We start from the raw sequence: 26,265 nt of genomic DNA, 5'->3' as shown, positions 1-26,265 counted from the left end.
GGGGAATCTCTTACTCACTGGCCGCAATGGGGGGCTGGCGCTCAGGCAGGCGGGCGTCCAGCGCGAGGTTGAGTTGCAGCACATTGACTCGTGGTTCGCCAAGCAAACCGAGGGTGCGGGCGGCGGTGTTTTCGTTCACCAGTTGCAGCAGTTCGGTTTCGGGGATCTGCCGCAGGCGGGCGACCCGGGCCAGTTGGATGCGCGCGTTGGCCACGGAGATATGCGGGTCCAGGCCGGAGGCGGAAGCGGTGACCGCATCCACCGGCACCTGGGCGTCGGCGGCGAGGCCGTTGTCCTGGCGGTAGGCTTTAACCCGGGCTGCGACCTGGTCCACCAGTTTCTGGCTGGTAGGGCCCAGGTTGCTGGCGCCGCTGGAACCGGCGTTGTACGGCTGGGAGACACTTTTGCTCGGGTCTTGCGGGTCGGCACCGAGGGTCATGCTCGGGCGGCCGTGGAAGTAGCCGGGCCTGGTGAAGTCCTGGCCGATCAACGCCGAGCCGATCACCAAACCGTCGCGTTCAATCAGCGAGCCCTGGGCCTGGAACGGGAACAGCAACTGCGCGGCAAAGGTGGTGAAGATCGGGTAGGCGAGGCCGGTCAGCGCCATGAAAAACACCGCCGAAACCAGCACCGGGCGCAACAGCCCTTTGAATATCGATTGAGTCGTCATCAACGTGTCCTTAGTTGTACGTCTGGCCGGACAGCAACTGCAGTTGCTCCACCAGCGGACCGAGCGCGAGCGCCGGCAGGAAAGTCAGGCCGCCCACCACCAGCACCACAAACACCACCAGCACCATGAACAGCGGGGTTGCGGTGGGGATGGTGCCGGCGCCGGCAGGCACGGTCTTTTTCATCGCCAGGGAACCGGCCACGGCGAGCATCGGCAGCATGGTGAAGAAGCGCCCGACCAGCATCGCCAGGCCAATGGTGGTGTTGAAGAACGGCGTATTGGCGTTCAGCCCGGCGAACGCCGAACCGTTGTTGGCGGTGCCGGAGGTGTAGGCGTAGAGCACCTCGCTGAAACCGTGGGGGCCGAGGTTATTCAGGCTGGCCATGGTGTCGGGCCACAGGGCGGCGAGGGCGGTGAAACCGAGGATGCTGATGGGGTGCGCGAGCACCGAGAGCATCACCAGTTTTATCTCCCGAGCCTCGATCTTCTTGCCGAGGAATTCCGGGCTGCGGCCGATCATCATGCCCACCAGGAACACCGTCAGCAGCGCGTACTGGATCAGGTTGATAAAGCCCACGCCGTCGCCGCCGAACACGCAGTTGAGCATCATCTGCGCCAGGGGCACGAAGCCGCCCATGGGGGTCAATGAGTCATGCATCGCGTTGACCGAGCCGGTGGTGGCCGCAGTGGTGGTGGCGATAAACAGGCTGCTGTCGGCGATGCCGAAACGCAGCTCCTTGCCTTCCATATTGCCGCCGCTTTGCTCGATGGACAGCGTCTGGTTGGCACCTGCCTGGGTCAGCAGCGGGTTGCCGTTTTGCTCGGCGCCATACACCAGAGCGAGAAAGCCTAAGAACATCACCAGGAAGGTGCCGAAAAACACCCAGCCCTGACGGCGTTGCAGCAGCATGCTGCCGAAGGTGTAGGTCAGCGCCGACGGGATCAGCAACATGCTGAGGATGTGCAGGGCGTTGGTCAGCGGCGTCGGGTTTTCGAACGGGTGCGCGGCGTTCATGCTGAAGAAGCCGCCGCCGTTGGTGCCGATATGCTTGATCGATTCAAAGCTCGCCACGGCGCCGACAATCAGTTGTTGCTGCGCGCCTTCCAGGGTGGTGGCCAGGGCTTGGGAGGAAAAGGTCTGCGGCATGCCTTGCCACACATACACCAGAGCCATGCCCACGCACAGCGGCAGCATCACGCGGTACAGGGTGCGGGTGAAGTCGACCCAGAAGTTGCCGATATCCGCCGAGCTTGAGCGACTCAGTCCACGGATAAAACCGGCTGCGGCGACCACGCCCGAGGTGGCGCCGACGAACATCAGGAAGGTGATTACTGCCATCTGGCTGAAGTTCGACAGGCTGGTTTCGCCCGAGTACGCCTGCCAGTTGGTGTTGGTGATAAAGGAAGCGGCGGTATTGAACGCCAGGTCCGGGGTTTGTGCGGCCAGCCCGAGTGGGTTGATCGGCATGACGGCCTGTAACCGCAGGATGAGATAGCCGAGCAGCATCATCGCGGCGTTCGACAGCAACAGGGCCGAACCGTAGCGGGCCCAGCTCATGGTTTCCAGCGGGTCGATGCCCAGCAAGCGATAGGTATAACGTTCCGGCAGGGCGTGGCGGGTTCCGGTAAACACCCGGGTCAGCCACTTGCCCATCAGCACGGCGAGCCCGGTCATCAACCCCAGGACCAGCGCAAATTCCAGCAAAGTGCTTAGCATGTCGAGGCTCCGTTCAAATCTTGCCCATGGCGACAATGGCCATGGTTGTCGCGGCGAAAAACACCAGGGAGAGGCCTACAAAAATCATGTCGTACATGGTGGGGCTCCCTAGAACTTTTCGGCGCGAATGAGGGCGTAGCCCAGATAAGCGAACAGCCCGACGGCGCATAGGCCGCTGGCGATATAGATGAACTTGAGTGTGAGCACGGTGGAACTCCCCTGATTAATAAGCCGCGATTGCGGACGCGGGGAGGTTAAGAGGTTGGGTATCAAGTTCGGGCACTGATTGCGGGTTTGGGCATTAAGACGGTGTATAGAGGGCGGTGGGGTGGGCGAACGGAAAAAAGGGATAACCCGGGGGCGGGGTATCCCTTGAAGCACTGGGGTTTTGCTGCTTTTGATGATCAGCTTATTTGGCTTTCTTTTTCTTTGATTCGCGGGTGGCGAGTTGTTCGAAGCAAAACGCGGCGGCGCCGAACAGGGCGATCATTGAGAGGACGATCATGCCTAACGTTGAACTTTCCACGATGACTTCCTGCGGGGGTTATTGAGGTGGAGGTCACAGTAGTGGAGGGGGGATTAGTTGCTCAATAGAGACGACTTAAACGTTACGGCTGGGGGTGAATCTATACGGGTTCTTTACGTTGATGTTGGGTGTATATCCGTTTTTTAGGTAACGGCTACTTATGGTTTCGCTCTTACAGCGACTCACTTTGGAAAAGCCCCAAAGTAAGCAAAGGGCTCTGCCCCGCCTGTCGGCACCTCGCTAGTGCTCGGTGTTCCCTCACTCCGGCATTACTCCGCGGGCCGCCGCGACGGGCCATCCATGGCCCGGCGCGGCTAAACCGGCGTCCTGCCGGTTTACCCGCTGCGCAATACCTGCGTTCGGCCTCGGGCTGAATGGGGCAGTCAGATCAAAATCAAAAGCAAAAGCACAGCGGCCTCCCGGCCGGCTTGAGTGTTAAAAGCAAAAGCAAGATCCAGAGCGAAAGCAGAGCTGCTTTTCTGTGGGAGCGGGCTTGCTCGCGAAAAACCTGAGAGCGCCGCGTTCATCCAGAATGCCCACGTCATCGTTAACGACCTTCGCGAGCAAGCCCGCTCCCACATTTGGACCGTGCCCGCTTTAGCTTTTGATTTTGCTTTTCAACACTCAAGCCGGCCGGTAGGCCGCTGTGCTCTTGATCTGCTTTTGATCTTGATCTTAGGCGCCCCGTTAAACCACGCTGGCCGAACGCAGGCTTTGGAGCGTGGGTAACCTGGCAGGACGCCAGGTTAGCCGTCCTGGGCCAAGGATGGCCCATGACGGCGGCCCACGGTCCAAAGCCGGAGTGAGGGCACACCGAGCCTAAGCGAGGTGCCGAGTGGTGGGGCAAGAGCGTTTTGCTTACTTTTGCGCTGTTCAAAAGTGAGCCGCTGTAAGAGCGGAACCAATAGTCGCCATTACCTAAATAACGGATATGTCCCCAACACCGCGGAGCTACAAATTCCGGCTATGCCGATAATCACTGACCGCCTCATACACCGCCTTACGCAACCGATTAATCCCCCCAATCGGCCGATGCGCCTCCACCCCAAACCACGGATTAAACGACTGATTATCACAAGCCAGATTCAACGCCGGCGTATCAAAATCCTGCGCCGGAATCACCACCTTGGCCACCGTCTCAAACGGCGCATCACTCTCTTTCCATTCAATGCTGGTGTCCTCGATCGGCATGAACTTCTGCGGATTCTGCCGCTGAATCTGCAACACAAAACACGCCGCCACCCGGTCCGTCGACAATTGCTGATTCAACGCACTGCGCAAAAAATTCGGCAGGTCCTGATTCTGTTTGGGCAGCACATACGCAGGACACCCCTGGGGATCCGGCGCCACCCGAAACTTCGCATTCGCCGCCCCAAACTTATACGGCGACACCGAGAAATACGTCGTCTGCGTAGGACTCACCGGCGGCGGCGCCAACGTCGCCAGCGCGATAAACAAATGCCGCACCTGCCAACTGCGCGGATCCACCCCGGGGAAAAACGCCATGACTTTCTTGCCATCGGCCTGAGCCGAAATGTTCTGCGCATACTCCGCCACATCACTGACGAAAAAATTCGGATGGCTGAACATCACAAAGTCCTGCTCACCCCGCGCCTGCTGATCCGCCAGCAGCTGTTTGCCTGGCACGTCCAGCAACTTGATCGCCATCCCCCGGGCATCCCGGATGCTGTCGAACTGCGGATACGCATTGCCGTTGGACAGTCGCATCATCGCTTGCCAAGTCTTGCCCGGCTCGGCGAACACGCCCTGGCGCAGGGCCGGGTCGAGGTCCGCCAGTACGCTGACCTCGGCCTTCACGCAGCCATGGGCCTTGGCATGCGCATCCCGCAGGTAACGCGTGCCTTCGCGATGTTGATCGACGATGCGCACGGCGGTCTGGATGATGCCCTGGGTCATGGCCGCTTCACCCGGCGGGATCTGTTCATCCGGCGATACCGGGCCGCTGTGCTGCCAGGCAAACCACAGGGTGGACAGCAACCAGCCCAGCAGGCCCAGGCCCACCAGCCACAACAGGGTCTTGCCGAGAAACGCGCCGAGGCGCAGCCAAAGTCGAGCGAGCATTTAAAAATCCTTTTCTGCGAAGTCGGTTGGGTCAGGGCAGTTGCTGTTCCAGCGGGCCGCCCAGCACTTTCAAATATTCCAGCAGCGCCCAGCGTTCCTGGGGCAGCAAGCCTCGGCCGATCACCCCGTTGCCACGCTGCCCGGCACGGAATTCGTGGCCGCTGTTGTGGTTGCCGGTGATGCGCGTATCGAACAGGAACGCGTTGGGGAACGCGGCGGTTTGATAGCCCAGGTGGCGCGGGTCGTATTCGAAGGTGCCTTTATAGAAGGTCGGGCTGCGCTCGTCCTGAGGCGAGAGCAATTGGTAGATCGTCGGCACCGAGCCGTTGTGCAGGAACGGCGGTGTCGCCCACACCCCGGCCAGGGGCCGTGCCTTGTAGGCACGCAATTCGCGTACGCCGATCGGCAGGCCGAAGCCGTCCAGGCGCGGGCGTTCGGCAGGTGTCACACCGGCGGCACGGTAGGCGTGGTCTTCGACAAAGGCGGTGATGTAGGCCAGGCCTTTGGCTGAAGAGAGGCTGCGCAGGTCCAGCGGCTCGGTGGGCGTGGGGTGCAGTTCGACGTTCATTTTCGCCAACTCCGCTGGGTCCCATTGCAGGGCGCTGAGGTCGAAGCGGTGGTCAGCGATATTGTTGGCAGTAGCGGGGTCGGTGCCGATCACCTCCACCGGGAGCATTTTCAATTGTCGCACCGGGCGGCCATCGACCTGGGACACCGCTGGCACGTGGCAGCCGGCGCAGTTTTCCGCGAACAGTGCGCGACCCTGGGCGGCCAGCGGTTTGTCGATGGCGCCGAACAGGTCTTCGGGCCAGGTGGGTGGCATGAGCCGTTGCAGGGTTTCTTCGATGGTATTCAGGTCGCGAACCCGCACGCTGGAGGCGTAGCGCGCATCGCCCTGGAGCGGCTGGCCGGCGCTGTCGAAGAAGTCCAGGGTGGCGCCGACGCCCAGGGCTTCGCCGATATTGCGGGCCATGGGTTGTTGGGCCGAGCCATTCCATTGCACCCAGTCGAAGGTCCAGATGTCCCACAGTTGCGGGTAGTCCACCGGGGCGTTGGCGATGCGGTAGTTGTCGGGGGAAATGGCGTCGCCGAAGCTGGCGTTGGCGATACGGCCAAAGGCGTCGGTGCGGCCCGGGCCTTCTTCGGTGGGGTAGAGGCCACGGTGGGTGTCGTTCCAGGCAACTTTGAGGAAGTTGTTCAGGGACTTCTTGAAGTCCTGGCGCAGTTGCGCTGCGGTCTGGTCGTTGTAGTCATGGCCCAGCACGGTGCGGGCAAAGCGCTCGAATTTCCACGGGTTGTAGTAGGTCGAGGCAAGGCTGGCGACCAGCGCCTGGCCGAAGCTGCCGCCGCGCAGGGTCGGTACGCTGGACGGCAGCACATGCTGCGCCGGGCCGCCGTCGATGCGCAGGCCCTGGCCTTTAAAGTTCAACTGGCCGGTGTGGCAGGCGGCGCAGGTGATGTCGAGAAACTCATCATTGCTGCCGGCATTTTTATGCCGGGCGAAACCCACCGGCAGGTTGCCGGGGTTCTGCGCGGTGGGCACCTGCCTGGGGTCTACCAGAAAACCAAAGCGCGCCAGGTACTCGGGCGTGGCGAAACGCTGCTCGGAGAACGGCAGTTCCAAGGCGGTAAACCAGGCATACCGCAGGCCCTTGACCTGGGTGCCCTGGGGGGTGAAATAGTAGGTCTGGCGATCTGCGGCGCTCCATTGGTCCTGGTAGTGCACCTGTTCCACCGGCACGTAGACCGGCAGCTTCGGGTTGACCACGTAATAGAGCACCACCGCCAGGACCAGGCCCAGCAGTATGAAAATCATCAGCAAAACACGGGAAAAAATGCGCAAGATAACTATCCTTGTCGAGTTGTAGCGTTCTTATGCCATCAGGCCAGCAGTGCGGCAAGTGGCCATGAGTCTCGTTCCAGCGCTGCTGCCGTCCGTTGCAGGGCCCTGGATTGAATGAAAATGCTTTTAAACACGTGAACTTATCAGAAGTTTCCTGCTCACATGCCGGTAGCCATTGGTCGTGGCCGCCTGATAAGCTCGCGACTTTACTCGAATGCCCTTTTGGCACACGAACAAGGAAATAGCATGAAACAGCATCGGTTGGCGGCGGCGGTGGCCCTGGTTAGCCTGGTACTTGCGGGTTGTGATTCGCAAACCAGCGTAGAGCTGAAAACCCCGGCGCAAAAAGCTTCCTACGGTATCGGCCTGAACATGGGCAAAAGCCTTGCCCAGGAAGGCATGGATGACCTGGACTCCAAAGCGGTAGCCCAAGGCATCGAAGATGCCGTCGGCAAGAAAGAACAGAAGCTGAAAGACGACGAGTTGGTCGAGGCGTTCGCCGCACTGCAGAAGCGTGCTGAAGAACGTATGACCAAGATGAGTGAAGAGTCGGCAGCCGCCGGCAAGAAATTCCTCGAAGAAAACGCCAAGAAAGACGGCGTTGTCACCACTGCTTCCGGTCTGCAATACAAGATCGTGAAGAAAGCCGACGGTGCTCAACCCAAGCCTACCGACGTAGTGACTGTTCACTACACCGGCAAGCTCACCAACGGCACCACCTTTGACAGCTCCGTGGATCGCGGCAGCCCGATTGACCTGCCGGTCAGCGGCGTGATTCCGGGTTGGGTCGAAGGCCTGCAACTGATGCACGTTGGCGAGAAGGTCGAGTTGTACATCCCGTCCGACCTGGCCTACGGCGCGCAGAGCCCGAGCCCGGCGATTCCAGCCAACTCCGTGCTGGTATTCGACCTGGAACTGCTGGCCATCAAGGACCCGTCCAAGGCAGACGCTCCTGACGCACCGGCGGCTCCTGCTGCCAAGAAGTAATCAGCGCCTGAACACACAACGCCCCGTCTCGACGGGGCGTTGTTGTTTCTGGCCTGTGCGATCGTTCCCACGCTCTGCGATCGTTCCCACGCTCTGCGTGGGAATGCATCCCGTGACGCTCTGCGTCACCATTGCGCATAGCTCAAGCCTAGCGCTAACAGCAAGCGCGGAGCGCCACAGGCGGCATCCCCACGCAGAGCGTGGGAACGATCAGTTGAATCCACGGCAAATTCAACCGAACCCATGCGGGCTAGAGCAGTCTGATAAAAGACCCGAGTACGGGTAGACGCAGATTATCTCCAAGTCAATGAATTCTTGGGTTTTTTTTATGTGCGCAAAAAACGCCCGATCTGACTGTAGGCCTTGTATTACGCGGCTTTCAGCCTGGAAAATAGGCTCTGTTCACAAGGTTATCCACAATTTGTGTGGATAACCTTTTCTGTCGCCTGGAACTGGAGTGACGATGAAAGCCCCGTTTAATTTCACCCGCTTCCTGCCCATGGCTGCTCGCCTGCTTGGCCGTGGGCGCTTGCCGACGTTGTTGTTCGCGGTCGCCGCCAAAGGCTCGAGCCAGGGCAACCGGCTGGGCAAGCTCAAGGACGACCTCAAGCTGCTCCAGGCCTTGTGCCTGGCCTACTGGCGCGGCGAGTACCGGGCCATCAGCCCCAAGGCGCTGATTTCGGTAGTGGCAGGGTTGATGTACTTCCTGAGCCCGATTGATGCGATCCCGGACTTTATCCCGGTGTTCGGCATGCTCGACGACATTGCTGTGCTGGCGTGGGTCATGAAGACCCTCGACGGCGAACTGAGCGCCTTTCGCGCCTGGCGCGAGCGTCAGCTCCCCGAGAAACTTGCGGTGGTTGAGCGCCTTCCTGCGACGCCTCAGTTGCTTACGCAGGAACACCTGAAAAAAAACTGAACCTTGGGAATATCCCCCTGCGCTCTTTGTGGCTGTTAGGATTACACTCCTAAGGAAAGTACTTACGAAGTAAGTGTTGTGATCCTACGGGGCAGTCATGGATATTCAGATAATTACAAAGGATGGCGAGCCCGAATATGCGGTTCTGCCATGGGCTCAGTATCAGGCGCTGTTAAAAGCTGCCGGTCAGCAACAGCCAACGCCTCCCGCTCCGACCATTAGCCAAGCCACTGCCGAACCGGATCTGCGCCCCCTGGAGCAGCTGCGAAGCCTGCGCGAGGCCAAGGGCCTGGCCATCGAGGTTCTGGCGCGCACAGTGGGCATCAGCCCGTCTTACCTGGGCCTGATCGAAAGCGGTGAACGCCAGCCGGACGCTGCCATCCGCCGCAGCCTGGCCTGGGAACTTGGCGTTGCAGGTTGGAGGGACGAAACGTGAGCGTACGCATCAGCCGTCAACATTGGGATGGGTTACTCAACGAGCTGGACCAGGCGCGCCGACAGCGCCACCTCTTGACCTACCGCGCCTTGCTGGAGCGCCTGCAATTTCCCACGCCGGCCATGCAGACCCTGACGGCTGCGCTGGAGCACCTGGCGGCGCTGGATGCCAAGGCCGACCAACCACTGCGCAGCTCCCTGGTGATCAGCCAGGGCGCCAGTCGCCTGCCACGTACCGGTTTCTTTGAATGCGTGGAGCGTCTCGGGCGCTTCTGCGGGCCGTCCGATGGCGTGGCCGCGGCGTCGTGGCACGCATCCGAAGTGGTGCGAGTATTTGAGTACGATTATCCCGAGTCAGCGGAGGCGTAGTGTTCTGGAAGCTCAAGGCGTATGCCAGTTACTGGCTGGCGCGCAAGTTGTTTCATTGGTCCTGGTTCGTGCGACAGCCGCGTGGCTGGCAGTGGCTTGAAGGCCAGTTCGCGCGCATGGCCAATCTGGGCGACGTAGGAGCACAGAGTTTCTACGGACATATCCTGACGTTTCGTGGCAAGGGCCTCGGCGCCCGTGAAGAAGGCGTGCGGCTGTTGCGGCTGGCGGCCCTGGCCGGCGACGGCAAGGCGGCCTACCAGATTGGGGTGTTGAGCCTTGCGGGCAGCCTTGGCAAGGCGCCTGATCCGCTGGAAGCGGCACGCTGGTGGAAAATCGCCGCCCGAGCCGGGCACCCGTTGGCGCAGATGCGCCTGGAGCAACTCTGATCTAGAGCGGCTGCGGTTCTGCCTGGCCCAACTCCAGGCTGTCAATCACATGAATGCTGTAGCCCGCCACGTTCTTCGCGTGGTGCTTGGCTTGCGAGGCCAGTTCTGCCAACTGGCTGGCATCGAGTTGTCCACAGGCCTGTGGATACAAATGCACCACGCCGATGGACAGCGACAGCAGCGCAAACTCCTGGCGCACGCCCTGGCGGTTCAGTGCAACGAAACAGCCCGCGTCCAGATGCTCGCTGCGATAGAAGCGCCGGCACTGGGTATGGAAATCGTCCAGCAGTTGGTTCAGCCGCTTGCGCCAATCCTGCGGCCCCAGCACCAGCAAAAAGTCATCACCGCCGATATGCCCGACGAAGTCGCGGCTGGGGTCTACCCGGTCGTTCAGGCATTGCGCCAGGCACAGCAGCACTTCATCGCCCCGGCCATAGCCGTAGATATCGTTGAATGGCTTGAAACTGTCGATATCGACGTAGCAGATCACAGACTCGCGTTGTTGCTGCAGCAGCCGCGTCAGGCACTGCTGGATGGGGACGTTGCCCGGCAGCAAGGTCAGCGGGTTGGCATAGCGTGCCTGCTGGATTTTCAGCTCGGTAATCAGCTTGAGCACATCGATCACCCGGCCCAGCCCCAGATAATCGCCGTTGAGGGTGATGATGAAATCTTCCTCGATCCGCTGGCGTGCGCGACTGGTGAGCAGGCGGCTGACCTGCTGCAGGGACTGGCTCAGTTCCACCGCGAGAAAGTCATCACTCATCAAGCGGCTGATGGGCTTGCGGGCGAACAGATCGGTGGCGAACGGCTTGAGCAGCGCATCTGACAGCGAGTGCCGGTGCACGATGCCAATCGGGTGGCCACGCTCATCCAGCACCGCCAGGGAATTGAGGTTGGCCTGGCGCCGGAAGGCTTCCAAAACCTGCGCCGTGGCAGTGTGCTGGCCCACGGCCGGTTGTTCGTTGAGCAGGGCGCTGAGGTCGCTGCCTTCGTCGTTCAGCGCGACGTTGGCGTTGTCGGGCTTGGGCAGCATCAACCGCGCTTCCTGCGGCGGGTGTTCCTGGGGGCGGCAGAGCAGGTAGCCCTGCACCAGGTCAACGCCCATTTCCGTGAGCACCGCCAACTCTTCCGGCAATTCGATGCCTTCGGCGATGACCTGGGCCCGGGAGGCCTTGGCGATTTGCAGGATGGAGCCGACAAACTCGCGCTTGAGGGCGTCCTGGTGGATGCCGTCGATAAAGTGTCGATCGATCTTCACGTAGTCCGGGCGCAGCTCCGACCACAGCCGCAGGCTGGAATAACCGGCACCCAGGTCATCCAGGGCAATCGAAAAGCCCATGGCGCGGTAGTGGTGCAGCGCGGTTTGCAGCAGTTGAAAATCGTCGGTCGGGGTTTGCTCGGTCAGTTCGATCACCACCTGGCTGGGCGGGATGCCGAAGTCGCTGAGCAGTTGCAGGGTACGGCCGGGCTGGTGGGCGGTCTCCAGCAGGGAATCGGGTGAGACGTTGAGAAACAGCTTGCCCGGCAGTTTCTGCTCGCTGAACCGCCGGCAGGCACTTTCCCGGCAGACCATCTCCAGCTCACTGAGACGCCCGGCGTGACGGGCCACGGAGAACAGTGCGACAGGGGAGTGCAAGGGGCTGTTGGACGGGCCGCGACTGAGGGCTTCATAACCGATGACGCGTCGTTCAGACAGGGAAATGATGGGTTGGAACAGGCTGTGCAAACTGCCTTGAGCCAGGATTGAGCCCAATGCATTCAGCTGTTCGGTCATGGTCATGATTTTCTCGGGTCGAAAAAAAAGGACCTGCTTTGGCAGGTCCTTCATTTCACGACAGAATGATGTCTATTTGATGACACTCCGAGGAGCATTCACATTAAATCGCCATCATTTACTGCTTGGCCACCGTCTTGCTGATTTTCAAGTAGTCCAGCAGGATGCGCCCGGTCTCGCTCAGGTAGGCATCATCTTCCGGCTTGGTTTTATCAGGCTCGGCGGCGATCGCGTCTTCGTCTTCTTTCTTCAGTTCCTTGAGCGGGGCTTCGCCTTTCGCCTTGCGGCGGGCGTTCTCCAGCACCAGTTGCTGATTCTCGATGTCGGTGTGCTGCGCACGACGGTCGGCTTCGTTCAGGCTGACGGTTTTCTCTTCCATCAACTTCTTGGCCAGGGCCAGTTTGTCGCGGATGAAGATGAACTCGGCATCCTTGGCGGAGCGGGCTTCGTGATCAGCTTTCAACTCTGCGATGTACGGTTTGAACGGGTCTACCGCGGGCTTGATCGCAGGACGGATGGTGTCCCACGGCATGGCCTCAGGCAGTGCGCTCTCGCCGATTTCCTTGGTGTCGATGATCGACGGGAAATCGACGTCCGGCAGTACGCCCTGATGCTGGGTGCTCTGCCCGGAAACCCGGTAGAACTTGGCCAGGGTCAGTTTCAGCTCGCCATGGTTCAGCGGCTGGATGGTCTGCACGGTGCCTTTGCCGAAGGTCTGGCCGCCGATGATCAGCGCACGGTGGTAGTCCTGCATCGCGCCGGCAAAAATCTCCGAGGCGGATGCCGAGAGGCGGTTGACCAGCAACGCCATCGGCCCTTTGTAGAAGGCACCCGGGTTCTCGTCTTCCAGCACGTCGACACGGCCGTCAGCGTTACGCACCAGCACGGTCGGACCCTTGTCGATAAACAGGCTGGTCAGCTCGGTGGCTTCCTGTAGGGAACCGCCGCCGTTGTTGCGCAGGTCGATGACCACGCCGTCGACTTTTTCCTTCTGCAATTCTGTGAGGATTTTCTTAACGTCGCGGGTGGTGCTCTTGTAGTCCGGATCACCGGCGCGGAACGCTTTGAAGTCCAGGTAGAACGCCGGGATCACCACCACGCCGAGCTTGTAGTCCTTGCCATCCTGCTTGAGGTTGAGGACTTGCTTCTGGACGGCCTGGTCTTCGAGTTTCACCGCTTCACGGGTGATGGACACGATCTTGCTGGTCTGGTCGTTCGGTGCGTTGGTGTGCGGAATCACTTCCAGGCGCACCACGCTGCCTTTCGGCCCGCGGATCAGCTTGACCACTTCATCCAGGCGCCAGCCGACCACGTCGACCATCTCTTTGTCGGCCTGGGCCACACCGATGATCTTGTCGGCCGGGGCAACCTGCTTGGTCTTGTCGGCCGGACCTGCCGGCACCAGACGCACGATCTTCACCTGGTCGTTATCGCTTTGCAGGACGGCACCGATGCCTTCCAGCGACAGACTCATGTTGATATCGAAATTTTCCGCGTTATCTGGCGACAGATAATTGGTGTGCGGGTCGTAGGACATTGCGAAGGTGTTGATGTAGGCCTGGAAGATATCTTCGGCACGGGTCTGATCCAGACGTGCCAGCTGATTCTTGTAGCGCTTGGTCAACAGTTCCTGGATGGCCTTCGGCTCTTTGCCGGCGATCTTCAAGCGCAGGACTTCATCCTTGACGCGCTTGCGCCACAGGTCGTCCAGCTCGGCTTCGGTGGTCAGCCAAGGAGCGTCCTTGCGGTCAACCAGCAAGGTCTCTTTCTTGGTGAAGTCGAACTTGTCGACACCTTTGTCCAGCTCACCAATGGCGAAGTCCAGACGCGCTTTGACGCGGTCCAGGTAGCGCTTGTAGATGGTGAAGCCGGGCTGTAGGTCACCGCTCTTGAGGAAGTCGTCGAACTGCGTCTTCCACTTGTCGAACTCGGTGATGTCGCTGGCCAGGAAATAGCTGCGCGAGGGATCCAACAGCTTGAGGTAGCTGTCGTAAATGATCACCGAACGAGCGTCGTCCAACGGCGGCTTGCTGTAATGGTGGCGCTTGAGCAACTCGACGACGTTAAGGCTGGCAATCACCTCATCGCGATCAGGCTGAAGGTTGTCCCAGCTGTTGGCTGCGAACGTATTGCTCGACAGCGGCAAAAGGCCGATACCGATAAAAAGAGCGAGGGCGGTGCTGGGGAACAAATGCTTCATGCTGATTCGACGCGGGGGCAATTGATAACGCATATTAGGCCGTCTTTGAAGTCGCCGGTTCCATATGGGCCGGTCGCATAATGCAAAAAGCCCGACGCTACAGCAACGGGCTCAGTCCAGACTCACTATGGAGGCACTGTGAAAGCATTGCAAGGCGTTGAAGGTCATGTGGAGTGGCAAGAAGAGCCAAGTCCTACATGCGATGTAGGCCAAGTACGCATTCGCGTGGCGGCTGCGGGCCTGAATCGCGCCGATTTATTACAGCGTTCGGGGCTTTATCCGCCACCTCCCGGTGCCAGCCAGGTGCTGGGCCTGGAGTGTTCCGGGGTGATCAGCGAAGTCGGCGCCGGTTCGTCGTGGCAAGTGGGGGATCGGGTTTGCGCCTTGCTGGCTGGCGGCGGGATGGCTGAAGAAGTGGTGGTGGATGCGCGGCATGTGCTGCCGGTGCCGGAGGGCGTATCCCTGGTCGAAGCGGCCGGGTTGCCCGAGGTATACAGCACCGCGTGGTTGAACCTGTTCCAGTTGGCGGGCCTCAAGCCCGGCGAGAAGGTGTTGTTGCATGCCGGTGCCAGTGGGGTGGGCTCGGCGGCGATTCAGTTGTGCAAGGCGTTTGGCAGCCCGTGCTGGGTCAGCGTGGGGTCGGCGGATCGCCTTGCGTACTGTGAAGCGCTGGGGGCTCAGGGGGGTGTGGTACGTACTGACGGCATCGAGGGCTTGAGGGATTTTGGACCGTTCGATGTGATTCTTGACCCGGTGGGGGGGAATTACGCGGCGCTGAATCTCAAGCTGGTGGCGCGTGATGGGCGCTGGGTGTTGATCGGGTTGATGGGAGGGCGTGAGGCGCAGATCGATCTGGCGCAGGTGTTGGCCAAGCGTGTGCAGGTGTTGGGGTCGACGTTGCGTAGCCGGGATGATCAGTTCAAGGCTGACTTGTTCAGTGACTTGAGCCAGCATGTATGGCCGTTGTTTGCCGAGGGGCGCTTGAGTCCGCAACTGGCCAGGACGTTTCCGATCAAGGATGCTGAGGCTGCGTTTGCTGAACTGGCGACTAATCGGATTTCCGGGAAGCTGGTGTTGGTGATTGACGAGAGTCTGACCTGATTTCAGATGCGACATTTGTGTTGGGGGGAGTTGGGCTGGGTGTATATCCGTTATTTTCGTAACGGCGACTATTGGTTCCGCTCTTACAGCGGCTCACTTTTGAAGAGCGCAAAAGTAAGCAAAACGCTCTTGCCCCACCACTCGGCTCCTCGCCTAGGCTCGGAGTGCCCTCACTCCGGCTTTGGACCGTGGGCCGCCGTCATGGGCCATCCTTGGCCCAGGACGGCTAACCTGGCGTCCTGCCAGGTTACCCACGCTCCAAAGCCTGCGTTCGGCCAGCGTGGTTTAACGGGGCGCCCAAGATCAAGATCAAAAGCAGATCAAGAGCACAGCGGCCTACCGGCCGGCTTGAGTGTTGAAGAGCAAAATCAAAAGCTAAAGCGGGCACGGTCAAATGTGGGAGCTGGCTTGCCTGCGATGGCATCAACTGGGTGTACCTGATGTACCGAGTTGTCTGCATCGCAGGCAAGCCAGCTCCCACAGAAAAGCAGAGCTTCATCAGCTTCAGCTTCAGATTCGGCTTTCGCTCTGGTCTTTGCTTCTGCTTTTAACACTCAAGCCGGCCGGTAGGCCGCTGTGCTTTTGCTTTTGCTTTTGATCTGACTGCCCCAATAAGCCCGAGGCCGAACGCAGGTATTGCGGAGCGGGTAAACCGGCAGGACGCCGGTTTAGCCGCGCCGGGCCATGGATGGCCCGTCGCGGCGGCCCGCGGAGCAATGCCGGAGTGAGGGAACGCCGAGCCACAGCGAGGCGCCGACAGGCGGGGCAGAGCCCTTTGCTTACTTTGGGGCTTTTCCAAAGTGAGTCGCTGTAAGAGCGAAACCATAGGCGGCCGTTACCTAAATAACGGATATGTACTCACCTCAAACCAGCGCAACAAAACGTCAAACCCAATGATGAATCGGCCACCCAGCCTTCTCAGCATGCGCCCGCAGCACCGGGTCCGGATTCACCACCTGCGGGTTCTCCACCTTCAGCAACAGCGGCAAATCATTGCGCGAATCCGAGTAGAAGTACGCCCCATCAAGGTGCTCACCTTCCTGCTCCAGCCATTCCATCAGGCGAGTGATCTTGCCTTCGCGGTAAGTCAGTACACCTGTGGTCTTGCCGCTGTACACCCCATGGGCGACGTCCAGCTCAATCCCCAGCACTTCATCAATGCCGATACGCGCCGCAATCGGCTTGACCAGGTGCGTCCCCGACGCCGAGATCACCAAAATCCGGTCACCATTCTTGCGGTGCTGTGCAATGGTATGGGTGGCTTCGCTGTAGATCAGCGGCTCGATATAACGTCTTCCACCCACGGCTCTACAAGGTGCTCGATCTCTTCCGGCGTGCGGCCAATCATCGGCTCCAGGCTGAAGTCCATGAAATCCTCCATGGCCAGCTCACCGCGGCTGTAGGCCGCCATCAGTTCGTCGTTCTTGCGCATGAACGACTCACCATCCACCCAGCCCAGGCGGCCCATCTGCTCGCTCCACAGGGTGGCGCAGTCGCCGTGGATCAGGGTGTCGTCCAGATCAAAAATTACCAATGCCATCTGTCACGCTCTCTCAAATAAATCGTGCGTCAGGCTACTTCACACAACGCACTTGGGTCGATGGAAAGTGCCAATCTCTGACCATCCGGGTGCAGATCGTCAGCCGAGCGGTTAAGCACATCCACCACCAATTCCACGCCCCGGGCTTCGATGCGGTAGCGAATCACGTTGCCCAACAGGCTGTGGCTGCGCACCAACGCATCCAGCTCACCGCTGCGGCTGAGCTCAATGGCCTCCGGGCGAATGGCGATGCGCCCGGTGACCGGGCGCTGCAACAGTTTGCTGGCCTTGTCGGCGTCCAGCAGGTTGTAGTTGCCGATAAAGCCGGCGGCGAACACATCCACCGGCGCGGTGTAGAGGGTCTCGGCATCGCCGCTCTGTACGATCTTGCCCTGGTTCATCAGGAAGATCCGGTCGGACATGGTCAGGGCTTCTTCCTGGTCATGGGTCACGAAGATGGTGGTCAGGCCCAGCTCACGCTGGATCTGGCGAATCTGTTCACGCAGGTGCTTGCGAATCCGTGCATCGAGGGCCGACAACGGCTCGTCGAGCAACAGCAGGCGCGGGCGCGTCACCAGCGAGCGGGCGAGGGCCACGCGCTGGCACTGGCCGCCGGACATCTGGTGCGGGTAGCGGCCGGCGAGTTCTTTCAGCTCCACCAGTTGCAACACTTCCTGCACGCGTTTGTGGCTGTCGTCGGCATTGACCTTCTGCATGCGCAGGCCGAAGGCGACGTTCTGTTCCACCGTCATGTTGGGGAACAGCGCGTAGCTCTGGAACACCATGCCGATATGCCGTTTCTGTGGGCTCAGCGGGACGATGTCCTGGCCATCCAGCAGGATTTTCCCGCTGTCCACCGAGGTCAGGCCGGCGATGCAGCGCAGCAGGGTCGACTTGCCGCAGCCCGACGGGCCAAGCAGGGTGACGAATTCGCCCTTGGCGATTTCGCAGTTGATGTCACTGAATACCGGCGTACCGGCGTAGCCTTTTTGCAGGTGTTGGACGCTGACGAAGCTCATTGGCTTTTGTCCTTGTTCAAGATGTTGGCGGCCCAGGTCAGCACCAGCACGAAGAAGAAATAGGAGATCACCAGGGCACTGGTGAAGTGGCCGCTGCTGTTACGCATATTGTTGAGGTACACCTGCAGGGTTTCGTAGCGGGTGCCCACCAGGATGTTGGCGAACACGAACTCGCCGAACAGGAACGAGAACGACAGCAGCAATGCCACCATCAAGCCCTTGCGCAGGTTCGGCAACACCACCAGGAACGCCGCCTGGAAGGTGCTGGCACCGAGCAGTTGGGCGGCGTCCATCAGGTCCCGCAGGTTGATCGCTTGCAGGTTGTTGGTGATCGCCCGATACATGAACGGCAGCGCCACGGTGAAGTAGCAACCGATCAGGATCCACGGCGTACCCACCATCGCAAATGGACCCGAGCCATAGAGCTGCAACAGCCCCACCGACGACACCACCGGCGGCACCGCGAAGGGCAGCAGGATCAAAATGTTCATCAGCGCATCGAGTTTTGGAAAGTGGTAATGCACCACAAACAGCAGCGGCAGGATCAGCACCACCGACAAGATCAGCGCGCCAACGCACACCAGCAGCGACTGGCCGAAGGCATTCAGGAAGCGCGGGTCACTCCACAGCTGGATATACCATTTAAAGGTAAAGCCGGATGGCAGGATGGTCGCCGACCAACTGCTGGCGATGGAGTAGACCAGGGTGCCGAGCAACGGCAGCACCAGGATTGCAAACAACAGATACACCACTACGCGGTGGTAGAGGGCGGCCGAGCCAGGTTCAGCGCGAGACATGGTAGCTCCTCTTGAGCAGCAGTTGATGGACCACGGTCACCACGGTCATCAGCGCCACCAGCACCACGGCCAGGGCACTGGCCATGTTCGGGTCCAGGGAAATATCGCCGGAGACCATCGCCGCGATGCGGATCGGCAGCACGTTGAAGTTGCCGGTGGTCAGCGCGTACACCGTGGCGTAGGCGCCGAGAGCGTTGGCCAGCAGGATCACGAAGGTGCCCAGCAGCGCCGGGGTCAGCACCGGCAGACCGATGTGCCGCCAGTACTGCCAGCCGTCCGCGCCGAGCAATGAAGCAGACTCGCGCCAGTCTTCACGCAGTGCATCAAAGGCCGGGTAGAGCAGCAACACGCCGAGGGGAATCTGGAAGTAGGTATAAAGGATGATCAGGCCGGTCTTGGAGTACAGGTTGAAGTCCTGAATGATCCCCGCCTGCTTGAGCATGATGGTGATGCTGCCGTTGAACCCCAGCAGGATGATGAAGGCGAAGGCCAGGGGTACGCCGGCAAAATTGCTGGTCATGTTGGCGAACGCGGTCACGAAATTGCGCAGCGGCCCGTCGACCCGGCGCAGCGAGTAGCTGCCGAGTACGGCGATGATGATCCCGAACACGCTGGAGTAGAAACTGATTTCCAGGCTGTACTGGATCGCCTGCATATAGAACTTCGAGCTGAAGATCTTGCTGAAGTTGGCCAGGCCCCAGCCGAACTCTTCGGACTGGACGCTGCTGATCATCACCCACACCAGCGGGGCGATTTCGAACACGATAAAGAAGATGGCGAAGGGCACCAGGCACAAGGCGGCCAGCCATTTGCCGCGGATCACTGAATTCACTTCAACAGCTCCCGGCATACAGGTTTGTCGTGGGGTACACCCAACAGCTCGCAGACGGTGCCGCACAGCTCGGTTTGTTTGGGCGTGGCGTGGGTGTCGAGGCTGAAGGCATCACCCAGCACAAACAGCGGCACTTCCCGTTCTTCCGGCAGCAGGCCGTTGTGGGAGCGGTCGTTGTTCATGCCGTGGTCGGCCGTCACCAGTACCTGGTAACCGGCGTCGAGCCAGCCTTGCAGGTAGTCGGCGAGGATGATGTCGGCCGAGCGCGCGCTGTTGCGGTATTGCGGGGTGTCGAGGCCGTGCTTGTGGCCGGCATCGTCGATGTTCATCGGGTGCACCACCAGGAAATTCGGCGCGTGTTTGAGGCGCAGGCTTTCGGCGTCGGCAAACAGGTGCGAGTCCGGGTAGTGGTCATTCCAGTAGAAATGCCCGTGCTGGATCGCCAGGGCCGGGTCGCTGGTATGCCGATCCCGGGCGGCGATAAAGGGCGAGCGGTTATACAACTCGCTGACCCAGTGATACGCCGCCGCCGCCGTGGATAAACCGGCGTCGGTGGCGTAATGGAAAATGCTGCGCTGGTTGGACAGGCGCGAGACGTTGTTGTGGACGATGCCGCTCTCGATCGGCGGGACGCCGGTGAGGATGCATTCGTACAGTGGCCGGGACAGGGCCGGCAGTTCACATTCCAGTTTGTACAGTGCTGCGCGTCCTGCGCCGACATAGGCCTGCAAGTGCCCCATGGCGTGTCGGGCAACCTCGTAATTCAGGCCGTCGAGCACGACAAGGATGACGTTGTGCTTCATAGGGGCTGGGGCTCCGCAACAAATAGGCTTGACTCGGTTTTTCGGTTGGAACACCGATCAAATGGGGGAGCTGGCTTGCCTGCGATAGCGGTGTGTCAGTCGACAATGCTGCTGAATGTCATACTGCTGTCGCAGGCAAGCCAGCTCCCACACTGACCGCGTTCCACTTGAACAGGCGTATTAAGCCTTATTGCATATTGATGATGACTTCTTCCTGCCACTTCTGCGGCAGTGCCTTGGAGGTCTTCTCCCAAGCGTCGGCGTCCTTGATCGGCGTGACTTTCTTGTACTGCTCGTTAGGCAGCAGCTTGGCCTGTACGTCGGCTGGCAAGGTCAGGTGCTCGGCACGGATCGGCCGCGCATTGCCACGCGCCAGGTTGGTCTGGCCGGCGTCGCTGAAGATGTATTCGCGGGTCAGCTTGGCGGCGTTCGGGTGCTTGGCGTATTTGTTGATGATGGTGGTGTAGCCGGAAATCACCGAGCCGTCCGATGGGATCAGCACCACGTAGTCATCCGGGTTGGCCATCTTGGCCTTGTAGCTCAGGCCGTTGAAGTCCCAGACCACGCCCACTTCCACTTCGCCTTTTTCCATGGTGGCGATGGTTGGGTTGGCCAGCGACAGGCGGCCTTGCTTGGCGATGTCGGCGAACATCAGCAGCGCCGGCTGAATGTTCTTCTCGTCGCCACCGTTGGCCAGTGCGGCGGCGAGTACGCCGTTGGCAGCCTGGGCGGCGGTGCTCACGTCACCGATGGAAACCTTGTATTTGCCGGTCTTCAGGTCAGCCCAGCTTTTCGGAGCTTCGGAGCCGTGCAGGAGTTTTTTGTTGACGATAAAGGCGATGGTGCCGGTGTAGGCCAGGGCCCAGTTACCGTCCTTGTCTTTCGCCCAATCCGGGACTTGTGCCCAGGTGGTCGGTTTGTACGGTTGGGTAACGCCCTGTTTCACCGCGATCGGGCCGAAGGCTGCACCCACGTCGCCGATGTCGGCGCTGGCGTTGTCTTTCTCTGCCGCAAACTTGGCGACTTCCTGGGCGGAGCTCATGTCGGTGTCGATGTGCTTGAGGCCGTAGGTCTTGGCCAGGTCGTCCCAGGTGCCTTTCCAGTTGGCCCAGTCATCGGGCATGCCGACGCTGTTGACGGCGCCTTCCGCTTTCGCGGCGGCTTCCAGGGTTTTTAGATCGGTATCAGCGGCCATGGCGGCGGTGCACATGGCAATGGTCGAGCCTAACAGTGATGCCAGGAAAAGCTGTTTCATCCGAAGCTCCTTTGGGCGTTTTCAACGCTGCGTTTTTATCGACGTTTGCGGTGGTGTTGGTCTAGGTCAGCAATACACGAGCCAATTTAGGCGTGGCGGATGACAGTTTCATGTCGATGTCGTTTTTTGTTGGCCTGGACGGGGGATCACCGGGTAAGCGTAGACCATGCCCAACCGCCCGGAAGCCTTGGACTTGGCCGATGTATTGCAGGTCTTGTGGCAGCACGTCGCGAGGCGCTGTCATCTGTCGGTCATGTGCAATGCCTAGGCTTGCACGCAACAGCAGAGGCGCGTTTAGCGGGCGTTTTGTGCACCTGAATAGTGCTGGTCTAGTCCAGATAGGTAACGTTGATGCGTGATGAGGCAACCAAGGCGGTGACAACCATTGGCCTGGCGCTGCAAGAGCAGATCGACCATGGCTTGTTGGCGCCTGCCAGTAAGCTGCCGGCCGAGCGCAAGCTCAGCGAGTTGTTTGGTACCACCCGGATTACGGTGCGGGAAGCCTTGTTACAACTTGAGGCACAAGGGCAGATTTATCGCGAGGAGCGGCGGGGGTGGTTTGTGTCGCCGCCCAGGCTTGCCTATAACCTGATGCAGCGCAGTCATTTTCACGCGATGGTGAGTGCCCAGGGGCGGGTGCCGTCGACCGAGGTGATTTCGGCGCGGTTGCAGCCGGCTTCGGCGGCGGTGTGTGCGTGGTTGCAGTTGCCGGCGTTGTCCAGTGTGATTCAGATTTGCCGGGGGCGCAGGATTGATGGGCGGTTGGTGTTGTATGTGGAGCACTATCTGAACCCGCAGTATTTTCCGGGGATTCTGGAGTGTGATTTGAATCAGTCGATTACGGAGTTGTATGCGCGGGTGTATGACTTGCACTACGGGCGGGTGCGGTTTGAGATTGTGCCGACGTCATTGCAGGTTGAGGCGGCGGCGGCGTTGAGGGTGTCGGTGGGGAGCCCGGGGTTGCGGATTGCTCGGGTTAATTATGATCAGCATGAGCGGTTGATTGATTGTGATCTGGAGTTTTGGCGGCATGATGCGATTCATGTGGGGGTGGATGTGGTTTGACGTTTTGCCTGTGTGTATCCGTTATCTAGGTCACGACGGCTTTTGGTTCCGCTCTCACAGCGGCTCACTTTTGAACAGCCGGAATGCCGGCCCAGCCCCAAGTAAGCACAGGGCTTTACCCCGATGACCTGAGTGTTAGAGCAAAAGCAGAGCCGCTTTATGTGGGAGCGGGCTTGCTCGCGAAAAACCTGAGGGCGCCGCGTTGAGTCAGGATACCCACGTCATCGTTAACGACCTTCGCGAGCAAGCCCGCTCCCACATTTGGATCGTGTCCGCCTTTGGGTTTGCTGTTGCTTCACCACACTTAAGCCCGAGCGAGGTGCAGAGTGGTGGGGCAAGAGCGGAACCCTAGGCGGCCGTTACCTGAATAACGGATATACCCTCAATCCGCCGCATTGGCATACAAATAATCCGTCGCCAACGAAGCCAACGTCCGTACCCCAACCACCAACGCCGACTCATCCACAAAGAACCCCGGATTATGATTCGGTGCCGCCTTGCTCATGTCCTGATCCCTCGGCGTCACCCCCAGAAACACAAACAACCCTGGCGCTTCCTTGGCATAAAACGAGAAGTCCTCAGCCCCACCCACCAACGGCGCGTTGACCACATCCCCATTCGCCGCCCAACGCAAACTCGGCAGCATCTTTTCGGTCAGCGCCGGGTTGTTGATGGTCGGATCGTACTTCTCAATGATCGTCACCTCAGCCTTCGCCCCACCACTCTCGGCGATTTTCTCGACGGTCTGCCGCACATCCGCATGCAGCTTCTGGCGAATGCCATAGTCGTAGGAGCGAATGGTCCCACTCATATCCACCGACTCAGGAATGATGTTGTACCGCGTCCCTCCGTTGATGGTGCCAATACTCACCACCGCCGGAAACGAAGAAATGTCGGTACGCCGACTGACCACCGTCTGCAGCCCCACAATGGCCTGCGCCCCCACGGTAATCGGATCGATCCCATCCCACGGCCGCCCCGCATGGGTCTGCTTGCCCAGGATCTTGATCCGCAGGTCATCCGAGCTCGCCAGCGTCGGCCCCGGCCGATACGCAATCTGCCCCGCAGGCACCCCGGCCCACACATGCAGCCCAAAAACGGCATCCGGCTTGGGCGATTTCATCAGCCCTTCCTGCACCATCATCTTCGCGCCCCAAGTGTTTTTACCGTCGGGGATAAAGTCGCTCGGGCCTTCTTCAGCCGGCTGGAAATAAAACACCACGGTCCCAGGCAGACGATCGCGCATACCTGTAAGGATTTTCGCCGTGCTCAGCAGGATGGCGGTGTGGGCGTCGTGGCCGCAGGCGTGCATCACGTCGACTTCTTTATCGAGGTACACACCCTTGGCCTTCGAGGCGAAGGGCAGGCCGGAGACTTCCTTGACCGGCAGCGCATCCATGTCGGCGCGCAAGGCCACGGTCGGGCCGGGCAGGGCGCCCTTGAGGATGGCGACAACGCCCGTGCGCGCCACGCCAGTCTTGACCTCCAGCCCCATCTCCCGCAGCTGCTTGGCCACCAGCTCCGCGGTGCGATGTTCGGTGTTGCCCAGTTCAGGATGGGCGTGGATGTCGCGCCGGGTTTCCAGCAAGGCCGGTTCCAGTACTTTGGCCTGGGCGGCGATGGTTTCACGGGCACTGTCCTGGCCGCTGCTGGCGGCGATGACCGCGCTGCTGGCGACACCGCACAGCAGGCCGAATACCCATTGGTGTGTAAGACCGGTCAAACGCATAAGGACTCTCCATGATTATTGTTGTTGATCCTGACGTCATCCGGGCAGCGCTTACTCTTTCTCTTGCACGCCTCCCGCCGCTGTCACCACTTGCACGCTCAAGCGCGGGGTGGCCAGGTCCAGCCCGGCTTCGTCGAGGTGACGCTTGAGCGACAGGTTGAACGCCCGCGAAACCTCCCACTGCTTGATCGGCGCGGTCTTGAAGCGGGCGCGAAGAATCGCACTGCCGGACTCGAAACTTTCTACACCCTGAATCTCCAGCGGCGACCAGATATTGCGCCGCTGCAACGGGTCGTTGCGCATCTTCTGCCCGACGTCGCGCATCAGCTTGATGGCGTCGTCGATTTCCATGTTGTAGGGAATCGCCACCCGGAAGATCGCGTAGCCGAACTCCCGGGAGTAGTTCTTGATGCTTTTGATTTCACTGAACGGGATCGTATGCACGATGCCGTCGATGTCCCGCAGGCGCACGGTACGGATGGTCAAGCCTTCGACCGTCCCCAGGTGGCCGCCGACATCCACGTAGTCATCAATCGCCAGGGAGTCTTCGATAATGATGAACAGGCCGGTGATCAAATCCGCCACCAGCGACTGTGCACCAAAACCGATGGCCAGGCCGATCACACCGGCACCCGCCAGCAGCGGCGTGACGTTCATGCCCATGTTCGCCAGGGCGACGATGGCGGCAATGATGAAGATGGTCACGAACAGCACGTTGCGAATCAACGGCATCATCGTCTGCGCACGCGCATTGGCCAGGCCTTTGCGCGAGCGGGTGAGGGCGTGGTGGATCGCGGTGTCGCTGAGGATCCAGATCAGCCAGGCAAACAGCAATGTGCCGGCAAGGCCGAACAGCTTGACGCTGATTTCATGCCCGTCGCCTTCGGTAAAGCGGATCAGCGACAGGCCCCAGACCCGCAGGCCGAGTTCGATAAACACCAGCCACACCACTAGGTGGGCGAGGGTGTAGACGAAGCTTTTCAGGCGCTCGGAGTACAGCGCATGGCGCTTGTGTCCACGCTGCGGCTTGAGTGAATGGCGGCGCACCAGGCCGTTGATCACCATGCACAGCACCAGCAACACCGTGCACAACAACGACTGGCGCAGGGCGGTGCTGGTGTCGCCGGCGGAGACGAAGGTGGCGAACAGCGAGATGCCCACCAGCAGCAACGCCGGCAGGTACCAGAAGGTGCCGACGATTTCGATGGTGTCACTCAGGGCGCGGCGGGTCAGGCGGCGGGACAGCGGCTGGTTGCGGATCAGGTGCGCAATCGGCCGGCGGAATCGCAGGATGAACACACCGGTGGACAGCGCGGCCATGACATTGGCGATGGTCGCGGCGACATGGGACAGGTGCTGGCCCAGGCTCTCGGCCAGGCGCGGGTCGCTGACGGCTTCGCCAAAGGCGGCAAAGCTGCCGATCAGCCATAACGGCCGGAAGGCCTGGTGGCGCAGGATGTACAACGCGCGGTGACGGTGCGGGCCGTCGAGTACGGAAAACGCGACCACGCAGATCGCCGAGAAGCAGGTGCCCACCACCAGCGCATAGGCCAGCACCATTGCCAGGGATTTGCCGAGGGACGAGGGCAGTGCGTAGCTCATGTAGACGGTGATCACCAACGCGATCAGCCACGGGCCGAGCTTGCGCAGGGCAAAGCGCAGCAGGTCCCAGGTCTTGGGGTGTTGCGGCAGTTCTTCGGTCAGGCCGAAGCGCTCGCGCACCCGGTGGCTGAGCCAGATCAGGATCGCGGCCAGCAGGCTCCAGAGCATCAGGATCATGGCAAAGGCAAAGATGATCGGCAGCCATTCGCTGGCCGGCAGCATCAGTGCGGTGAGTTCATCCTTGGCCTGGTCAAACTCGTTGGACCAGCGATTGAGCGGGCTGTCGGCACCGGAGAATTGTTGCTCCAGGCTCGACAGCGTACCGCCGATCAAACCGAGCACACCCAGTTCGGCGGCGGGCTGGGCCTTTTGCGTGGTCTCACGAAGCTTTTTCAGGTCGCTCAGCAGCTTGGTGCGCTGCTGGTCGTTTTCCAGGGTCTTGATCACCTCGTCCAGGGACTGGCCCAACGGGACGTCGGCTTGCGGCTGGGTTTTGGTGTTGCTGCCCAGCAGCCCCGGCAGGCTCACGGCGTGGGCAGGCGCCATGGGCAGCAGGGTCAGCAGGCAGAAAAGCAGGCAACAGGGCAGGGCAAACAGACGGGCAAGCACGAGGC

General features: G+C 60.5%; 21 protein-coding genes and 1 pseudogene. 7 read left to right on the top strand and 15 right to left on the bottom strand.

Annotation, left to right across the window (positions count from 1 at the left end; genetic code table 11):
- Nucleotides 1–10 precede the first annotated feature (10 nt).
- The 5 genes from kdpC to QF039_RS19145 form a co-directional block, all read right to left on the bottom strand.
- The gene (gene kdpC / locus QF039_RS19165; RefSeq protein WP_307520112.1) at nt 11–670 is read right to left on the bottom strand and encodes a K(+)-transporting ATPase subunit C; all 660 of its coding nucleotides are present in this window, start codon (nt 668–670) and stop codon (nt 11–13) included.
- 10 nt (nt 671–680) lie between these two features.
- Entirely contained in the window at nt 681–2,387 is a 1,707-nt protein-coding gene (gene kdpA / locus QF039_RS19160; protein WP_177010104.1) for a potassium-transporting ATPase subunit KdpA, read from the bottom strand.
- 108 nt (nt 2,388–2,495) lie between these two features.
- Complete coding sequence (gene kdpF / locus QF039_RS19155) at nt 2,496–2,594, bottom strand: K(+)-transporting ATPase subunit F (RefSeq protein WP_003219423.1); 99 nt, start codon at nt 2,592–2,594, stop codon at nt 2,496–2,498.
- 1,270 nt (nt 2,595–3,864) lie between these two features.
- Nucleotides 3,865–4,995, bottom strand: a complete 1,131-nt coding sequence (locus tag QF039_RS19150; RefSeq protein ID WP_003211127.1) for a catalase family protein — start codon at nt 4,993–4,995, stop codon at nt 3,865–3,867.
- 31 nt (nt 4,996–5,026) lie between these two features.
- Nucleotides 5,027–6,838, bottom strand: a complete 1,812-nt coding sequence (locus tag QF039_RS19145) for a di-heme-cytochrome C peroxidase (RefSeq protein WP_307520107.1) — start codon at nt 6,836–6,838, stop codon at nt 5,027–5,029.
- Between the two features lie 246 nt (nt 6,839–7,084).
- Between QF039_RS19145 and QF039_RS19140 the strand changes: the two genes are divergently transcribed.
- The 5 genes from QF039_RS19140 (at nt 7,085) to QF039_RS19120 (ending at nt 9,934) form a co-directional block, all read left to right on the top strand.
- The gene (locus QF039_RS19140) at nt 7,085–7,825 is read left to right on the top strand and encodes an FKBP-type peptidyl-prolyl cis-trans isomerase (protein ID WP_177040057.1); all 741 of its coding nucleotides are present in this window, start codon (nt 7,085–7,087) and stop codon (nt 7,823–7,825) included.
- Between the two features lie 463 nt (nt 7,826–8,288).
- Entirely contained in the window at nt 8,289–8,744 is a 456-nt protein-coding gene (locus QF039_RS19135; protein WP_003211120.1) for a YkvA family protein, read from the top strand.
- Between the two features lie 97 nt (nt 8,745–8,841).
- Nucleotides 8,842–9,180: a helix-turn-helix transcriptional regulator gene (locus QF039_RS19130; RefSeq protein WP_177068222.1), complete on the top strand. Its 339-nt coding sequence runs from the start codon at nt 8,842–8,844 to the stop codon at nt 9,178–9,180.
- A complete protein-coding gene (locus QF039_RS19125; RefSeq protein ID WP_003211116.1) occupies nt 9,177–9,548 on the top strand; it encodes a hypothetical protein in 372 nt (123 codons plus the stop codon). Before QF039_RS19130 ends, QF039_RS19125 begins: the two co-directional genes overlap by 4 nt.
- Entirely contained in the window at nt 9,548–9,934 is a 387-nt protein-coding gene (locus QF039_RS19120) for a sel1 repeat family protein (RefSeq protein ID WP_003211114.1), read from the top strand. Before QF039_RS19125 ends, QF039_RS19120 begins: the two co-directional genes overlap by 1 nt.
- A gap of 1 nt (nt 9,935) precedes the next feature.
- On the opposite strand, the gene QF039_RS19115 is transcribed toward QF039_RS19120, so the two are convergent.
- Together QF039_RS19115 and QF039_RS19110 are read right to left on the bottom strand one after the other, a co-directional pair.
- A complete protein-coding gene (locus tag QF039_RS19115) occupies nt 9,936–11,714 on the bottom strand; it encodes a bifunctional diguanylate cyclase/phosphodiesterase (RefSeq protein WP_307520102.1) in 1,779 nt (592 codons plus the stop codon).
- Nucleotides 11,715–11,826: 112 nt separating this feature from the next.
- Nucleotides 11,827–13,908 (bottom strand): carboxy terminal-processing peptidase, encoded by a 2,082-nt coding sequence (locus QF039_RS19110; RefSeq protein WP_023659269.1) that lies wholly within the window; start codon nt 13,906–13,908, stop codon nt 11,827–11,829.
- Nucleotides 13,909–14,046: 138 nt separating this feature from the next.
- Here QF039_RS19110 and QF039_RS19105 point away from each other — a divergent pair, with 138 nt between their 5' ends.
- Nucleotides 14,047–15,009, top strand: a complete 963-nt coding sequence (locus tag QF039_RS19105) for a zinc-binding dehydrogenase (RefSeq protein WP_087694978.1) — start codon at nt 14,047–14,049, stop codon at nt 15,007–15,009.
- Nucleotides 15,010–15,893: 884 nt separating this feature from the next.
- On the opposite strand, the pseudogene QF039_RS19100 reads toward QF039_RS19105, so the two are convergent.
- From QF039_RS19100 to QF039_RS19075, 6 genes and pseudogenes are all read right to left on the bottom strand, one after another.
- Nucleotides 15,894–16,549, bottom strand: a pseudogene (locus QF039_RS19100) (HAD family hydrolase).
- A 29-nt stretch (nt 16,550–16,578) separates the two neighbouring features.
- Nucleotides 16,579–17,568 carry an ABC transporter ATP-binding protein gene (locus QF039_RS19095; RefSeq protein WP_177023415.1) on the bottom strand — a complete coding sequence of 330 codons (990 nt, stop codon included), beginning with the start codon at nt 17,566–17,568 and terminating at the stop codon, nt 16,579–16,581.
- Complete coding sequence (locus tag QF039_RS19090) at nt 17,565–18,365, bottom strand: ABC transporter permease (RefSeq protein WP_003219747.1); 801 nt, start codon at nt 18,363–18,365, stop codon at nt 17,565–17,567. Before QF039_RS19090 ends, QF039_RS19095 begins: the two co-directional genes overlap by 4 nt.
- A complete protein-coding gene (locus QF039_RS19085) occupies nt 18,352–19,197 on the bottom strand; it encodes an ABC transporter permease subunit (protein WP_003219748.1) in 846 nt (281 codons plus the stop codon). Before QF039_RS19085 ends, QF039_RS19090 begins: the two co-directional genes overlap by 14 nt.
- Complete coding sequence (locus QF039_RS19080) at nt 19,194–20,000, bottom strand: alkaline phosphatase family protein (RefSeq protein ID WP_102606234.1); 807 nt, start codon at nt 19,998–20,000, stop codon at nt 19,194–19,196. Before QF039_RS19080 ends, QF039_RS19085 begins: the two co-directional genes overlap by 4 nt.
- Before the next feature lie 187 nt (nt 20,001–20,187).
- Nucleotides 20,188–21,255: an ABC transporter substrate-binding protein gene (locus QF039_RS19075; protein ID WP_003219752.1), complete on the bottom strand. Its 1,068-nt coding sequence runs from the start codon at nt 21,253–21,255 to the stop codon at nt 20,188–20,190.
- 351 nt (nt 21,256–21,606) lie between these two features.
- On the opposite strand from QF039_RS19075, the gene QF039_RS19070 reads away from it, so the two are divergent.
- A complete protein-coding gene (locus tag QF039_RS19070; RefSeq protein ID WP_010166446.1) occupies nt 21,607–22,320 on the top strand; it encodes a UTRA domain-containing protein in 714 nt (237 codons plus the stop codon).
- A gap of 382 nt (nt 22,321–22,702) precedes the next feature.
- Here the strand turns inward: QF039_RS19070 and QF039_RS19065 are convergent, their stop codons facing one another.
- Nucleotides 22,703–24,049 carry an amidohydrolase gene (locus tag QF039_RS19065; RefSeq protein WP_102369614.1) on the bottom strand — a complete coding sequence of 449 codons (1,347 nt, stop codon included), beginning with the start codon at nt 24,047–24,049 and terminating at the stop codon, nt 22,703–22,705.
- 51 nt (nt 24,050–24,100) lie between these two features.
- A complete protein-coding gene (locus tag QF039_RS19060; protein WP_003219758.1) occupies nt 24,101–26,260 on the bottom strand; it encodes a mechanosensitive ion channel family protein in 2,160 nt (719 codons plus the stop codon).
- Nucleotides 26,261–26,265 lie beyond the last annotated feature (5 nt).

This window comes from Pseudomonas sp. W2I6 (assembly GCF_030815935.1).
Classification (GTDB): domain Bacteria; phylum Pseudomonadota; class Gammaproteobacteria; order Pseudomonadales; family Pseudomonadaceae; genus Aquipseudomonas.
The sequence above is the reverse complement of the archived record's forward strand: the minus strand, read 5'-3'. Positions and strand labels throughout refer to the sequence as shown.

What these genes read in the sequence shown, in the direction of transcription:
- QF039_RS19150 (WP_003211127.1), bottom strand. Translation starts at nt 4,995, where the DNA reads ATGCTCGCTCGACTTTGGCTGCGCCTCGGCGCGTTTCTCGGCAAGACC.
- QF039_RS19080 (WP_102606234.1), bottom strand. Translation starts at nt 20,000, where the DNA reads ATGAAGCACAACGTCATCCTTGTCGTGCTCGACGGCCTGAATTACGAG.
- QF039_RS19110 (WP_023659269.1), bottom strand. Translation starts at nt 13,908, where the DNA reads ATGAAGCATTTGTTCCCCAGCACCGCCCTCGCTCTTTTTATCGGTATC.
- QF039_RS19130 (WP_177068222.1), top strand. Translation starts at nt 8,842, where the DNA reads ATGGATATTCAGATAATTACAAAGGATGGCGAGCCCGAATATGCGGTT.
- QF039_RS19075 (WP_003219752.1), bottom strand. Translation starts at nt 21,255, where the DNA reads ATGAAACAGCTTTTCCTGGCATCACTGTTAGGCTCGACCATTGCCATG.
- QF039_RS19070 (WP_010166446.1), top strand. Translation starts at nt 21,607, where the DNA reads ATGCGTGATGAGGCAACCAAGGCGGTGACAACCATTGGCCTGGCGCTG.
- QF039_RS19065 (WP_102369614.1), bottom strand. Translation starts at nt 24,049, where the DNA reads ATGCGTTTGACCGGTCTTACACACCAATGGGTATTCGGCCTGCTGTGC.
- kdpA (WP_177010104.1), bottom strand. Translation starts at nt 2,387, where the DNA reads ATGCTAAGCACTTTGCTGGAATTTGCGCTGGTCCTGGGGTTGATGACC.
- QF039_RS19135 (WP_003211120.1), top strand. Translation starts at nt 8,289, where the DNA reads ATGAAAGCCCCGTTTAATTTCACCCGCTTCCTGCCCATGGCTGCTCGC.
- kdpC (WP_307520112.1), bottom strand. Translation starts at nt 670, where the DNA reads ATGACGACTCAATCGATATTCAAAGGGCTGTTGCGCCCGGTGCTGGTT.
- QF039_RS19140 (WP_177040057.1), top strand. Translation starts at nt 7,085, where the DNA reads ATGAAACAGCATCGGTTGGCGGCGGCGGTGGCCCTGGTTAGCCTGGTA.
- QF039_RS19090 (WP_003219747.1), bottom strand. Translation starts at nt 18,365, where the DNA reads ATGTCTCGCGCTGAACCTGGCTCGGCCGCCCTCTACCACCGCGTAGTG.
- QF039_RS19115 (WP_307520102.1), bottom strand. Translation starts at nt 11,714, where the DNA reads ATGACCATGACCGAACAGCTGAATGCATTGGGCTCAATCCTGGCTCAA.
- QF039_RS19095 (WP_177023415.1), bottom strand. Translation starts at nt 17,568, where the DNA reads ATGAGCTTCGTCAGCGTCCAACACCTGCAAAAAGGCTACGCCGGTACG.